This window comes from Sulfurimonas iocasae (assembly GCF_047716755.1).
Classification (GTDB): Bacteria; Campylobacterota; Campylobacteria; order Campylobacterales; family Sulfurimonadaceae; genus Sulfurimonas.
On the sequence record NZ_CP180409.1, the window covers coordinates 2,520,556 to 2,533,337 of the forward strand.

Genomic DNA, 12,782 nt, shown 5'->3' on the forward strand with positions numbered 1-12,782 from the left:
TAAGGGCACTTTTACAAAGAGACTAAATCTCGTTGTAAAAGCGCCCATAAATTTGCTAGTTTGCACAGGAAATAAATTTCCTGTACGCCCCAAAAGGGGCATTAAGTAATTACTTAACTTCTACTGTTGCACCAGCTTCTACTAAAGCAGCTTTTGCTTCTTCAGCAGTATCTTTATCTACACCCTCTTTGATTGTAGATGGTAAAGCTTCACAAGCTTCTTTTGCTTCTTTAAGTCCAAGACCAGTAAGAGCACGAACAGCTTTAATAACACCAATTTTTTTAGCACCAACATCAGTTAGTACAACATCAAATTCAGTTTGCTCAGCAGCAGCTTCGCCACCAGCAGCAGCGCCACCAGCAACCGCTACAGGTTGTGCAGATACACCAAATTTTTCTTCAAATTCTTTTACCAATTCAGAAAGTTCTAATACAGAAAGTCCTGAAATAAATTCTAATACGTCTTCTTTAGTTACAGCCATGTGTAATTCCTTATTTTAATTATATTTATAAATCAACTGCTTATGCAGCTTCTTCTTGTTCTTTTTTCTCTTTAAGAGCGTTAAGGCCAAATCCGATACATGTAAGTGGAGCCATCCAAGTAGCTGCAAGCATACCAAGTAACTCATCACGTCCTGGAAGTTTAGCGAATGCTTCAACTTTAGTAGCGTCTGATACTTCACGATCTACATATGCAGATTTGATAATGAATTTTTCATTATCTTTAGCGAATTCAGAAACAACTTTAGAAGTTGCAACAGAATCTTCACCCCAAACTAAAATGTTTGTATCTTTTAATTCAACACCAGTTAAATCAGCTTTTTCAAGTGCAATAGTTGCTAAAGTATTTTTAACAACTTGAACTTTTGCTTCTTTAGCACGTGCGATTTTTCTTAAACCTTCTAAATCAGAAACGCTTAAACCCTTGTAATCACAGAAGATTACAGCTTGTGCGTTTTTAAAATCAGTAGAAAGTACTTCAATAATTTCAGCTTTTTGTGTTTTTGTCATAGAATATATCTCCTTTCCAGACAACACTTCAATAGGTATACCGCATATGCGATAAATTAAGCTTTCACTCCTATATCTCTAGTCCATAAAATGCAGTTACCAAAGTAGTAACTTTATAGTGCCTTAATAAAATTAAGACACTAAAAATTACTAAAAACTATTTAACGTCTGCTAATTCATTAACATCAAGTTTTACAGCTGGACTCATAGTTAAACTAAGCGCACCTGTTTTAATGTAACGGCCTTTTGCAGAAGCTGGTTTTTGCTTGTTAATAGCTTGGATTAAAGAAGTTAAGTTCTCAGCAATTTGAGTAGACTCGAAGCTTGCTTTACCAATACCAGCATGAATATTACCTTTTTTGTCAACTCTAAAGTTAACTTGTCCACCCTTAACATTTTTAATAGCAGTAGCAACATCTGGAGTTACTGTACCAGTTTTTGGGTTAGGCATAAGACCTTTTGGTCCTAAAATACGACCAATTTGACCAACAAGTCCCATACAATCAGGTGCAGCAACAACTACATCAAAGTTGAAGATTCCCTCTTTAATTTGTGCAACTAAATCGTCAGTACCAACGATATCAGCACCAGCAGCTTTAGCTTCATCAGCTTTAACGCCTTTTGCAAAAACAGCAACACGAACAGTTTTACCAGTTCCGTGTGGAAGTACGATTGCACCACGAACCATTTGGTCAGCGTGTCTTGGGTCAACATTTAAGTTAAGAGCAATTTCAACAGTTTCGTCAAATTTTGCACTTTTTAAATTTTTTACAGTGATTGCTGCATCTGCAACACCATATGTTTTTGTATTATCAATTTTTTCTAATAATTGTTTATATCTTTTACTCATTTTCAAATTCTCCTATGTAATTCTGCCACAAAATTTAAAATCATTGTGGTTGATGATTGTGATTATTAATCTACTACTTCGATACCAATTGAACGAGCTGAACCAGCTAAAGTGTTAGCAGCCATTTCTTTATCATCTGTATTTAAATCTTCAATTTTAGCTTCAACAACTTCCATTAATTGAGCACGAGTGATTTTTCCAACTTTGTTTTTAAGTGGATTATCAGTACCTTTTTTAAGTCCAGCTGCTTTCATAAGAAGTGCAGAAGCCGGTGGTTGTTTTGTAACAAAAGTAAAACTTCTATCAGTGTAAACAGTAATGACAACAGGAACTTTAAATCCCATTTTATCTTTTGTTTTTTCATTAAATGCTTTAGTGAATTCCATGATGTTAACACCACGTTGTCCTAATGCTGGTCCTACTGGTGGGGCAGGGTTTGCTTTACCAGCTTCGATATGTAGCTTGATATAGTCCATAACTTTTTTTGCCATATTGTTTTCCTTTTTATCATTTAGTACGTAATCCGAACAAGTTTGGATTACTACGCTTTTAGCGTTAAAACGCAACTTAGTAAAAAACTAAATTTTTTTCTGAACGCTTAGTTCTCTTCAGCAGAGAGCTTACGCGACTTGTCGCTTTAGCTACGCTGACATTAAATTTTTTATAAAACCTAACATCAACGTAGAAATAAAGTTTATATTATCTTCTCAACCTGAGTATAAGAGATATCAACCGGTGTTGCTCTTCCAAAAATAGAAACATTAAGTTTTAGAGTACCATGTTCTAAATCATACTCGTCTACAGTTGCAGTGAAGTTTGCAAATGGACCATCAATAATACGTACAGTTTCACCATTATCAAAATAAACTTTAGGTTTAGGTGCAGCACGGTTGTTAACACGATCTAAAATAACATTAATATCATGCTCACTTAGAGGTGTTGGTGTATTTGCTTCACCAATAAATCCAGATACTTTTGGTAAAGCAGTAATAAGGTGCTGAACTTCAGTATTTAAATCTATATTTGCAAAAACGTATCCTGAATATAAAGAACGCTCAGTTATTTTCTTTTTACCATCTTTTACTTCTATTACGTCTTCAGTTGGAACAATAACTTCTTTTATAAAGTCCTGTAATCCCATCTCTTCTATCATATTAAGGATTGCTTCACGAACAGCTCTTTCGCTACCATATGTTTGGATTGAGTACCATTGATGTGCCATATTTTCTCCTTAACCTAAAATTGCTGACATAACAGATGACATAACTAAGTCAACTAAAGCTAAAAATGCTGCAATAACAGTTACAACTATTAAAACAGAGATATATGCTTGCTTAACCTGACCTTTTGTAGGAAAGATTACCTTAGTTAATTCTGATCTTGCATTTCTTATATGTGTACCTAAATTCATTAAACTTTCCTAAAAGTGCATTAATTATAAATAAAGCTCAAAGCTTCACTAATAATTAATGGAAGTGGCAGGCGTAGAGAGACTCGAACTCCCAACACCCGGATTTGGAATCCGGTGCTCTACCATTGGAGCTATACGCCTATTATTATACTAACGCAATTTGAACAAGTCCAAATTACTGCGTTAACACTAGGTTTTCTTCAGCAGAATACTCATGCAATTTATTGCATTTAGAATTCTTTGAAAGAAAACCACTTCGAAATAAACTGTTATTACAGTTTCATCTCTTTGTGAGTTGTATGTTCTCTGCAGAACTTACAATATTTTCTTACTGAAAATTTTTCAGTATGAGTTTTTTTATTTTTAGTTGTGTGATAGTTACGTCTAGTACATTTCTCACAACCTAAGTGAATCGCTTCTCTCATATTTTTTTACCTTTAAAAGGATTTTGCTTGCTTCGCCAAAGGCGAATTAAGCAAGAATCTCGTCAACGTTACCAGCACCAACTGTTCTACCACCTTCACGGATAGCGAACTTAGTACCTTTTTCCATTGCAATTGGGTGAATTAACTCAGCAGTAATTGTTACGTTATCACCTGGCATAACCATCTCTGTACCTTCTGGTAAAGTGATTGCACCTGTAACATCAGTTGTACGTACATAGAACTGAGGACGGTAACCATTGAAGAATGGAGTATGACGACCACCCTCATCTTTACTTAATACATAGATTGTAGCAACAAACTTAGTATGAGGAGTAATTGTACCTGGCTTACAAAGTACTTGACCACGCTCAACATCGTCTTTACCAATACCACGAACTAAAATACCACAGTTATCACCAGCTTCACCTTGATCCATTTCTTTACGAAACATTTCAACACCAGTAACAGTAGTACTTTGAGTATCACGGATACCAACGATTTCCACAGTTTCACCAATTTTAACAGTTCCACGCTCGATACGTCCAGTAACAACTGTACCACGACCAGAGATTGAGAAAACATCTTCAACAGGCATTAAGAAATCTTTATCAGTTTCACGAGTTGGCTCAGGAATATACTCATCAACAGTTTTCATTAGTTCTTGAATTTTTGCTGACCACTCACCAAGAGTACCAGTTTTTGCTTCTTCAAGAGCTTTAAGTGCTGATCCAGCTGTGATTGGAGTGTCATCACCTGGGAAATCATACATATCAAGAAGTTCACGAATTTCCATCTCAACTAATTCCATTAACTCTTCATCATCAACCATATCTTCTTTGTTCATGAAAACAACTAGGTATGGAACACCAACTTGCTTAGAAAGAAGGATGTGCTCACGAGTTTGTGGCATTGGGCCATCAGCAGCAGAAACAACTAAAATAGCACCATCCATTTGAGCAGCACCTGTAATCATGTTCTTAACATAATCCGCGTGACCTGGACAGTCAACGTGTGCATAGTGACGAGCGTCAGTCTCATACTCAACGTGTGAAGTAGCGATAGTAATACCACGTTCTCTTTCTTCTGGAGCATTATCGATTGCATCGTAATCCATAAGTGCTGCACCATTAGTTACTGCTAATACTGCAGTAATAGCTGCTGTTAATGTTGTTTTACCATGATCTACGTGACCAATAGTTCCAATGTTTACATGCGGTTTATTACGCTCAAACTTTTCTTTTGCCATAGTGTCCTCCGACTTTAATTGTGAATTGAAACGGGATTATACCCAAAAATCATTCAATTATTGCTTAAATTTAAACTATTATTTTTAATATGGAGCTCACGAGCGGATTTGAACCGCCGGCCTCTTCCTTACCAAGGAAGTGCTCTACCCCTGAGCCACGAGAGCACAGACAATAATAGTAAAAATACATACAAGCAATAATTGCATAATTTTTATTTTGGTATTAGTTTTTTTGATTAGATTTAAAGCTATATAGATATTTATATAATATTCTATATATGAAGTAATTTAAATTGAAATTGTACTTCAGCTTCCAGAAAATTAAAAGGTTTCAATGGAGCGGGTGAAGGGACTCGAACCCTCGACCCTCAGCTTGGAAGGCTGACGCTCTAGCCAACTGAGCTACGCCCGCATGTGCCATTGAATGGTGGTGGGAAGAGGAGTCGAACCTCTGAACCCATAGGGAGCAGATTTACAGTCTGCCGTCGTTGGCCACTTGACTATCCCACCATTTATAATATCTGGTCTAACACTGTTTCTAATATTCTATTTCAATGGTGCTGACACGAGGATTTGAACCCCGGGCCTGTTGATTACAAATCAACTGCTCTAGCCAACTGAGCTATGTCAGCATCGAAATTGAGCCAGAATTATAGTGCAAAAGTTTTTCTATGTCAAGAGTTTTTTAGAGAAATTTATAAAATCTTCATCTTTTAGTATAATTGGATCAAATTTACCACTATATTCATCTATTTCTTTGGCTATTTTATCTAAAAAGCTAGGCTTAATATGGTTTATGTATAGTCTTAAATCATCTCTTTTGATTTTTTTTATGCTTTTAAAAAGTAATTTTGGTGTTAAATGTTTACTCTTTTTTGCAAGTATTGGCATACTTGATGGGAAGGAACACTCTACTACAATAGAATTTATATCTTTTCTACTATCAATTATCTCTATGACATTATCTAAAGTATATGTATCGGCGGTAATTAAGAGTGAATCACCTTCTCTTTTAAAAATATATCCACAGCTAACAACTGTATGGTCTGTTTTAAATGCTTCTAAAGATTCATGCTCATTTAATGAATATTCTTTACCCAACTCTATTTCTGTATAAGAAAGTGCTGGAGTATCTGACTTAGCCAAAGTTATTGTTGAGAAGTCTGGCCATATAAGGTTGTTAAAGAAATGTTTTTTAAGAGTTTTAATAGTTCCAGGAAGTCCCATAATATTTAAAGTCTTAGTTCTCATAGAAAAATAGTTGTCTAACATATATGCAATATCGCTAATATGATCTAAATGCGAGTGAGTTAACCATATGTTTTCTATATGTATGCTCTCTTCATCTAAGGTAGCCAATATGTTTCCTGCATCTATTACATTACTTTTGTTTAATAAAAATGAACTTGTACCAAAACCTTTTGCTTTTGTTCCGTAAGCTCCAAGTATTTTAATCTCTTTCGTATTTACTTCTTTATCAACTTCATTTTCTTCGTATTCATCTTGAAAGTGTTCTCTTACTGCTAAAATTTCATCTAAATTCTCAAAAAACAGATCTATTAGTTTTGGATCAAAATGTTCACCTCTTTCTTCTTTAAAGAGTTTAAAAATTCTCTCATTATCCCAAGCCTTTTTATACACTCTGTCAGAACCAAGCGCGTCAAACACATCAGCTAGGGCAGTTATACGACCATATATATGAATTTCTTCACCCTTTAATTTTCTAGGATACCCAGAACCATTCCACTTTTCATGATGTTCATATGCTACGATAGATGCAGCTTGTAGAAGAGGTCTGTCTGAATTTTTTATCATACTGAATCCAAGTTCTGCATGAGTATCCATAATAGCTCTCTCTTCGTCATTGAAGCGTCCAGGTTTTTTAAGAACAGAGTCTGATATAGCAATCTTTCCAATATCGTGCATTGGACTGGCTTGTTTTAAAAGCTCTGCTTCTTTTATATCCATTCCACATGCAAGACCTAAGATTTTAGAATATTCCGCAACTCTCTTTACATGGTTACCTGTCTCTTTACTTCTACTCTCGCCTATCGCTCCCATAGTAAAGACAACTTCTTTTTGAGTATCTTCTATCTCATTAATTAGACGTGCAGACACAAAAGTCTCTGCGGCGTATGTACTTGCCAACATCAAACGTTCCATATCTCTTGTGTCAAAAACCCCTTTTTCACCTTTATGATTAATAACTTGAAAAGCACCGATAATATTATTGTCATTATCAAACATAGGAATTACCATCATACTTTTTGAACGGTATCCTGTTTTCTTATCTATTTCTGAGTTAAATCTATCATCGAGATAAACATCATCAATAATTATCTTTTTACCTGTTGTAATAGAATAACCGACTATTCCAGAATCTATTGGAAGTCTTATAGCTTCTATACCATGGGCCACCTTTGTCCATATTTCCTGTTTTTCTTCATCTACAACCCATACTGTACATCTATCAGAAAAAGTCAAAGCTCTGCCCATGTTAGCCAGAACCATTAGAATATCATTATATTCTCTTAAAGAAGATACTTCCGTCAGGTATCTGAATATCATTTCTAGAATTTCATTTGCACCTGGTTCTCTTCCTTGTTTCACTATAGTTTCCTTGCTATTTTGTTGTCATTCTATGAACACCCCATGGCTGTTCATCTCTGATATGTACTAAAAAATACTTTGATGGATTATCATCATACTCTTTGACTAAAGAAGTAAATAGGATCTCTGCTTCTTTAAAGTCTCCACTTTTATAAACACTGAGGGCTTCATTATATAATTTTTTAATTTTTTTAGACTTCTGTGTATTTGGCATCAGTTGATAAAGAAGTACTGCTTCATCCTTACCTTTAACTTTTACGCTCTCTATCTCTCTATATATGAACTTATTACTAATCTTTTCTACTGTAAATTCTGTAATAAGTATATCTACACCATAATTTTTTGTAAGACCTTCTACTCTAGATGCTAAGTTTACTCCATCACCGATAACTGTATAGTTAAACCTTGTGTCTGAACCCATATTTCCAACGACTACATCTGCTGTATTTATTCCTATACCTATTCTTATAGGGTCTATTCCCTCAAGTGAGAGTTCTTCATTTAGTGCATCTAGTTTTTCTATCATCTCTAAAGCGCATAAGCAAGAAGCATCTGCGTGATCTTTAATATCAACAGGTGCATTAAAAAATGCCATAACAGCATCTCCTATGTATTTATCAAGCATTCCACCATTGTCTAAAACTGCATTGGTCATGGGTGTAAAGTATCTATTTAACAGCTTAATCAAACTAACTGGATCCATAGATTCAGAGATGCTTGTAAACCCTCTAATATCACTAAAAAGGATGGTAAGTTCTTTACTTTCACCACCCAAAGCTAGTGCTTCTGGATTTTCTATAAGTTTGTTAAGCAAGTCAGCTGAGAGATAACTAGAGAATGCTCCACGCATAAACTTACCCCTTTGCTCTTGTAAAGTAAAGGCTATAGCTTCTACAGCTACAAAACTAAGAATTAAAGATATTAAAGGATAAAAAAGATCTATATATACCATGTCAGTTACAAATAAGTATCTGATGTACGCATATACTATTAGATAAATCACTATATTTATCACTACTCTATGAAGTATCTTTTTAAATATAAGTATTAAAATAAATGGTAAAAGAACCATTAAAACTATCAAAATTGAAGTTATGTTTTTTGGCTCTTTTATAAGATGATTTTCTAGTAGGTTAGATATAAAAGTGTAATGAAGCAGTGGTCCAGGCATAGAGCCAATAGGTGTACTTACAACATCCCCAGCTCCAACTTCTGTAATTCCAAGAATAACTATCTTACCTTTGAAATATTCAGGTTTGATTTCCCCGTTTGCAACATCTAAAAACGACACTATATTATAGAGCTTTGGATTATAAAAGTTAAGTCTTATAAAACCTTTATCATTTAAGCCAACTATATGCTCAGCTATTTCTACATGCCTTGCATCTACTCTTTTAATGTCTTTGTTAAATTTTAATCTCAAACCTTGTATTGCTAAAGATGGATATAAGATATTTTGAAAATAAACAGCTATGGGATAAGAGCGTAAAAGATGGTCACTCTCACTAAGAGTAGAAAAACTTCCACTCAACGAACATGATTCCAGTATAGGTACGATATTCATCTCTGCAAATGGAGCGCTAACAAATATAGGATTTTGAAATTCTGATATTTGTGATTGAAGCAAGTCCAGAGATGAATCACCAAGTATTTCTAACTCTTCATCTGTAATCTTCTGAGTTGATTTATCTCTTAAGAAGAAACCACATACACTAGCCTTTAGTCTTGAGAGTGATTCAGCCAAAGCAGAGTCTTGCACCTCTGAGGTTGGTTCTGAAAAAATCATATCCATCAAAACAACATCAGCTTCTTTGAGTCCGTCTACCCCTTGAGCAATTATTTCTCTATCCCAAGGCCATCTTCCAAACTCATTTACACTTGGTTCATCAACAGCTACAAAAACAACATCTTTACTTGGTTCTTTTTTCTGAAAGTCGAAGTTAATATCGTTATAACGAAGTGAAAAACTCTCAAACGGTTCTACTTTATACATATGCAATAATAGTGTTACTATTAGAATAGGTATTAAAACACCGAGGTAGAGAAGTTTTTCTTTCATTATTATCTGTCTCCTTGATTAAGGATTTGAAATAGATTCCATAAGTTTTTCAAAATATTCAAACTCTGCATCGTCTTCTTGCGTCCACGCTTTCTCGTCAACCTTTTGTCCATCAAAAGAGACAGTGTTTCCCGCTTGAAGATCAAACTCTTTGGTTATAAGAGCTGCTTCATTTTGTTGCTGAGACTTATATTTTTCAAATTCTGATTTTTGTTCTGAAACATATTTATTGAACTCTGCTTGAACTACTTTTCTATAAAGTTCAAACTCCTCTTTTATACTTTGAATACCAACAACACCCTCTTTTAGTTTTACAGAAGCTTTTTCGCCAGAGTCAACTATAAAAATAGTACCCTTAATCCCAATAATAGCAAAAGGAGTTTTTACCTTAAGAGCGTTCTTTGCATCTCTTGAAGTGATTTTATAATAAACCTTACCCATCTCTTGTTCTGCCATATTTTTAGAAGTAAAATGTAGAGTTGAATTTGAGTCTAAAACTAAAGTCGAGCCGTCTAAAAGTTTTATAACTGTATTTGCATTTTTAGAAGTAGTGATTAAGTCTCCTTTTTTTACTTCCAAGCCCTCAGTAACTTTACTCTTCATAAACGAATCTTCACTCTTAACTTTTACATTTCCATTGACTTGCTCAACACTTCCCAAAACCGTACCTGCACTTGCTACTTGCACAGTTAATAAAGCTATAAAAAGAGAGATTAAAAATTTCTTCACAATAAACCCCCATGTTCATTTTTAACTATTATATCATTTATATTGATACAATTAGATAAAAACTTAACTACCCAAAACAATAAGGATTGATATGCTAAAAGTACTGTTTTCACCATCAGAAGGGAAAAATAACGGTGGACAAGAATCACCAAAAGAACTTCTTGGATCTAATGAAGCGAGACAAGGGATATTAAATGAATATAACAAGATAGCAACTAGCGGTGATGAAGAGGCTGTAAAAAATCTTTTTGGTTTTAAAAAAATAAGTGATTGCGAAGCTTATGTTAATGATGTTTTTGATTCTCCTCTTATGTTTGCTATAGAGCGATACCAAGGCGTAGCTTATGACTACTTAGACATAAAGACTCTAGATGCCAAGCAAGTAGAATATCTAAAAAACAATACTATTATTTTTTCTAACCTTTATGGACCGATACTCGGTGGAGATACTATTGCTAACTACAAAGTAAAACAAGGCAATAATATTGGTTCCATCATACCAGACAAGTTTTACAAAGATAGATTTACATATCAGCTGGATTTGTATTTTAATAAAGACGACATCTTAGACCTGCGTGCAGGATATTATGATAAGTTTTATAAGCTAACAAAGCCATATACAACTCTAAAGTTTTTAAAAGGTGGCAAAACAGTTAGTCATTGGGCAAAAGCATATAGAGGTTTAGTTTTACGAGAGCTTGCAAAGAATAACATAAGCTCTATGGAAGAGTTTATGTCTTTAGAGATTGAGGGCTTAAGTATAAAAGAGATAAAAGTTATAAAAAACAAGACAGAGATTGTCTACAACATCACGCAGTAACAAGCTGTGCGTGCTTTATCATCCTGTCTTCTAAAAGAGCTTTGATAAGTTTTTGTTTTCCATAATAGTTATTTGTAGAAACAGAAACTAAGCCATCATGAGTTTTATAATCTAAATCGATTGCATTTCTAGAAAAATAATCTAATACATTCTCAACTCTGACTCCAACTTGACACTGCCTTGGTACTACAGATTTGCCATCTTTTATAATCATTCCATTAATTATACTAATCGTCATCATTTTAAACTCCTAAAAAAAGAACTATAGAAGAATAAAGTGTAAAAATAGTGTAAAATAGCATTTATAATAATATAATCTAGAAAAAAGACAATAATCTTTTCTCACCGCAAGGTGAAGCTTTAGTGAGAGGAATTTTTACTAACGCTTTGCTTTAGCAAAAAGGAGACCTAATAGTGAACGATTCACAAGAGTACAAAGATAAAAAAGCATATTTTGAAAAGATAATTACGCTTTATGGCAGAAATGTAGTTGTAGAAGTTTTACAAGACTCCAATATAGAAGTTCATAAACTGCACATGGCGTCTAGCAATAAGAGTGATGGATCTATAAAAACTATTTTAGCACTTGCTAAAACAAGAAACATAGAGATCACTTACCATGAGAAGAATTCACTAAGCAGAATCAGCAAAAATGCAAAACAAGACCAAGGTGTTGCAATAGATATAATCGCACAAACCTATAAAAATGCTCAGGAGATTAAGAATCTTAAAAGTTTCAGACTTATAGCACTTGATGGCATCCAAAACCCTCAAAACCTTGGTATGATAATACGCTCTTGCGCTGCTGGAAATGTAGATGGGATTATACTTCCTAAAAAAAGCTCAGCAAAAATATCTCCGCTTGTAATCAAAGCAAGCGCTGGAACACTTTTCAAACTTCCTATTTACTACTGTAACTCTCTTGATGAAATATTTCCAGAATTGGATGCTGATACGAAGATTTACTCTCTATCTTCTCATGCAAAAAAAAGCATCTATGATGTTGAGCCGATTGATAAGTCTATATTTGTTTTAGGAAATGAGAGTGATGGAGTAAGTCCTGAGGTTGAGAAACTTTGTAATGATTCAATAAATATACCGATGCAAAGAGGTGTTGAGTCACTCAATGTTGCAGTAACTGCTTCTCTTATAGCATTTATGAAGTAAGAGGCTAACTCTTTGTTAGCTACTCTTTTTATAACATCTTACGTAAAAGAGTTTATCCATCTTTTCTCTGTTAAATGCACCAGACAAAAAGTTTATTACAAATGCCTCTTTGCTTGTCGCATTAGCAAATGTTTTAGATGACCAGTAATTTTTAGATACAACATATTTGAAATTTTCTGAAATCGTAGGGTTGTACACTTTTGTATTTACAATTGAGAAAAGTTCCATAAAACCAGGTAGCTCCCAAGCCTTATGTCCATCTAGTTCTAGGTTTTTACAATAACCGACTGCTTCTTCAAAATTTCTTTTTGTTGTTGAGACATCTTCTGTGTCCTGCCATAAATAGTTTGTTTTAGTATCTTTGATAGTATTTTCAGAGTTCCTAACAATATCCGCATTTGCACTGTATGCGATAAACAGAGACAGGATAAATATATTTAATTGTTTCACAAATA

The 12,782-nt window shown here is 34.2% G+C and carries 15 protein-coding genes and 5 tRNA genes; 2 read left to right on the forward strand and 18 right to left on the reverse strand.

All coding sequences use genetic code 11. From position 1 onward, the window contains the following. Positions 1 to 109: 109 nt before the first annotated feature. The 16 genes from rplL to ACLHDE_RS12795 form a co-directional block, all read right to left on the reverse strand. Positions 110 to 481 carry a 50S ribosomal protein L7/L12 gene (gene rplL / locus ACLHDE_RS12720; protein WP_415396791.1) on the reverse strand — a complete coding sequence of 124 codons (372 nt, stop codon included), beginning with the start codon at positions 479 to 481 and terminating at the stop codon, positions 110 to 112. 40 nt (positions 482 to 521) lie between these two features. After that, entirely contained in the window at positions 522 to 1,010 is a 489-nt protein-coding gene (rplJ, locus tag ACLHDE_RS12725; RefSeq protein WP_415396792.1) for a 50S ribosomal protein L10, read from the reverse strand. Between the two features lie 157 nt (positions 1,011 to 1,167). Continuing rightward, complete coding sequence (gene rplA, locus ACLHDE_RS12730) at positions 1,168 to 1,860, reverse strand: 50S ribosomal protein L1 (protein WP_415396793.1); 693 nt, start codon at positions 1,858 to 1,860, stop codon at positions 1,168 to 1,170. A gap of 65 nt (positions 1,861 to 1,925) precedes the next feature. Continuing rightward, positions 1,926 to 2,351 (reverse strand): 50S ribosomal protein L11, encoded by a 426-nt coding sequence (gene rplK / locus ACLHDE_RS12735; protein WP_415396794.1) that lies wholly within the window; start codon positions 2,349 to 2,351, stop codon positions 1,926 to 1,928. A 203-nt stretch (positions 2,352 to 2,554) separates the two neighbouring features. Further along, positions 2,555 to 3,082 (reverse strand): transcription termination/antitermination protein NusG, encoded by a 528-nt coding sequence (gene nusG / locus ACLHDE_RS12740; RefSeq protein ID WP_415396795.1) that lies wholly within the window; start codon positions 3,080 to 3,082, stop codon positions 2,555 to 2,557. Between the two features lie 9 nt (positions 3,083 to 3,091). Next, entirely contained in the window at positions 3,092 to 3,271 is a 180-nt protein-coding gene (secE, locus tag ACLHDE_RS12745) for a preprotein translocase subunit SecE (protein WP_321267609.1), read from the reverse strand. Positions 3,272 to 3,336: 65 nt separating this feature from the next. Beyond that, a tRNA-Trp gene (locus ACLHDE_RS12750) sits at positions 3,337 to 3,412 on the reverse strand. A gap of 131 nt (positions 3,413 to 3,543) precedes the next feature. Continuing rightward, complete coding sequence (gene rpmG / locus ACLHDE_RS12755) at positions 3,544 to 3,696, reverse strand: 50S ribosomal protein L33 (protein ID WP_294963186.1); 153 nt, start codon at positions 3,694 to 3,696, stop codon at positions 3,544 to 3,546. Between the two features lie 46 nt (positions 3,697 to 3,742). Next, the gene (gene tuf, locus ACLHDE_RS12760) at positions 3,743 to 4,942 is read right to left on the reverse strand and encodes an elongation factor Tu (protein WP_415396796.1); all 1,200 of its coding nucleotides are present in this window, start codon (positions 4,940 to 4,942) and stop codon (positions 3,743 to 3,745) included. Positions 4,943 to 5,032: 90 nt separating this feature from the next. Continuing rightward, positions 5,033 to 5,107, reverse strand: a tRNA-Thr gene (locus ACLHDE_RS12765). A 170-nt stretch (positions 5,108 to 5,277) separates the two neighbouring features. Beyond that, positions 5,278 to 5,354, reverse strand: a tRNA-Gly gene (locus ACLHDE_RS12770). 13 nt (positions 5,355 to 5,367) lie between these two features. Beyond that, positions 5,368 to 5,452: transfer RNA gene (locus ACLHDE_RS12775), tRNA-Tyr, on the reverse strand. 45 nt (positions 5,453 to 5,497) lie between these two features. Then, a tRNA-Thr gene (locus ACLHDE_RS12780) sits at positions 5,498 to 5,574 on the reverse strand. Between the two features lie 37 nt (positions 5,575 to 5,611). After that, a complete protein-coding gene (locus tag ACLHDE_RS12785; RefSeq protein WP_415396797.1) occupies positions 5,612 to 7,552 on the reverse strand; it encodes an HD domain-containing phosphohydrolase in 1,941 nt (646 codons plus the stop codon). A 13-nt stretch (positions 7,553 to 7,565) separates the two neighbouring features. Beyond that, entirely contained in the window at positions 7,566 to 9,611 is a 2,046-nt protein-coding gene (locus tag ACLHDE_RS12790; protein ID WP_415396798.1) for a CHASE2 domain-containing protein, read from the reverse strand. 18 nt (positions 9,612 to 9,629) lie between these two features. Next, complete coding sequence (locus tag ACLHDE_RS12795; protein ID WP_415396799.1) at positions 9,630 to 10,340, reverse strand: FecR domain-containing protein; 711 nt, start codon at positions 10,338 to 10,340, stop codon at positions 9,630 to 9,632. 91 nt (positions 10,341 to 10,431) lie between these two features. Here ACLHDE_RS12795 and ACLHDE_RS12800 point away from each other — a divergent pair, with 91 nt between their 5' ends. Continuing rightward, complete coding sequence (locus tag ACLHDE_RS12800; protein WP_415396800.1) at positions 10,432 to 11,160, forward strand: YaaA family protein; 729 nt, start codon at positions 10,432 to 10,434, stop codon at positions 11,158 to 11,160. Here the strand turns inward: ACLHDE_RS12800 and ACLHDE_RS12805 are convergent. After that, positions 11,150 to 11,401 (reverse strand): hypothetical protein, encoded by a 252-nt coding sequence (locus tag ACLHDE_RS12805; RefSeq protein WP_415396801.1) that lies wholly within the window; start codon positions 11,399 to 11,401, stop codon positions 11,150 to 11,152. The two genes, ACLHDE_RS12800 and ACLHDE_RS12805, sit on opposite strands and share 11 nt — an antisense overlap. A gap of 173 nt (positions 11,402 to 11,574) precedes the next feature. Between ACLHDE_RS12805 and ACLHDE_RS12810 the strand changes: the two genes are divergently transcribed. Continuing rightward, positions 11,575 to 12,327 (forward strand): TrmH family RNA methyltransferase, encoded by a 753-nt coding sequence (locus tag ACLHDE_RS12810; protein WP_415396802.1) that lies wholly within the window; start codon positions 11,575 to 11,577, stop codon positions 12,325 to 12,327. Between the two features lie 15 nt (positions 12,328 to 12,342). On the opposite strand, the gene ACLHDE_RS12815 is transcribed toward ACLHDE_RS12810, so the two are convergent. Beyond that, a complete protein-coding gene (locus ACLHDE_RS12815; RefSeq protein ID WP_415396803.1) occupies positions 12,343 to 12,777 on the reverse strand; it encodes a DUF1566 domain-containing protein in 435 nt (144 codons plus the stop codon). Positions 12,778 to 12,782 lie beyond the last annotated feature (5 nt).

What these genes read in the sequence shown, in the direction of transcription:
- rplL (WP_415396791.1), bottom strand. Translation starts at nt 481, where the DNA reads ATGGCTGTAACTAAAGAAGACGTATTAGAATTTATTTCAGGACTTTCT.
- rplJ (WP_415396792.1), bottom strand. Translation starts at nt 1,010, where the DNA reads ATGACAAAAACACAAAAAGCTGAAATTATTGAAGTACTTTCTACTGAT.
- rplA (WP_415396793.1), bottom strand. Translation starts at nt 1,860, where the DNA reads ATGAGTAAAAGATATAAACAATTATTAGAAAAAATTGATAATACAAAA.
- rplK (WP_415396794.1), bottom strand. Translation starts at nt 2,351, where the DNA reads ATGGCAAAAAAAGTTATGGACTATATCAAGCTACATATCGAAGCTGGT.
- nusG (WP_415396795.1), bottom strand. Translation starts at nt 3,082, where the DNA reads ATGGCACATCAATGGTACTCAATCCAAACATATGGTAGCGAAAGAGCT.
- secE (WP_321267609.1), bottom strand. Translation starts at nt 3,271, where the DNA reads ATGAATTTAGGTACACATATAAGAAATGCAAGATCAGAATTAACTAAG.
- rpmG (WP_294963186.1), bottom strand. Translation starts at nt 3,696, where the DNA reads ATGAGAGAAGCGATTCACTTAGGTTGTGAGAAATGTACTAGACGTAAC.
- tuf (WP_415396796.1), bottom strand. Translation starts at nt 4,942, where the DNA reads ATGGCAAAAGAAAAGTTTGAGCGTAATAAACCGCATGTAAACATTGGA.
- ACLHDE_RS12790 (WP_415396798.1), bottom strand. Translation starts at nt 9,611, where the DNA reads ATGAAAGAAAAACTTCTCTACCTCGGTGTTTTAATACCTATTCTAATA.
- ACLHDE_RS12800 (WP_415396800.1), top strand. Translation starts at nt 10,432, where the DNA reads ATGCTAAAAGTACTGTTTTCACCATCAGAAGGGAAAAATAACGGTGGA.
- ACLHDE_RS12805 (WP_415396801.1), bottom strand. Translation starts at nt 11,401, where the DNA reads ATGATGACGATTAGTATAATTAATGGAATGATTATAAAAGATGGCAAA.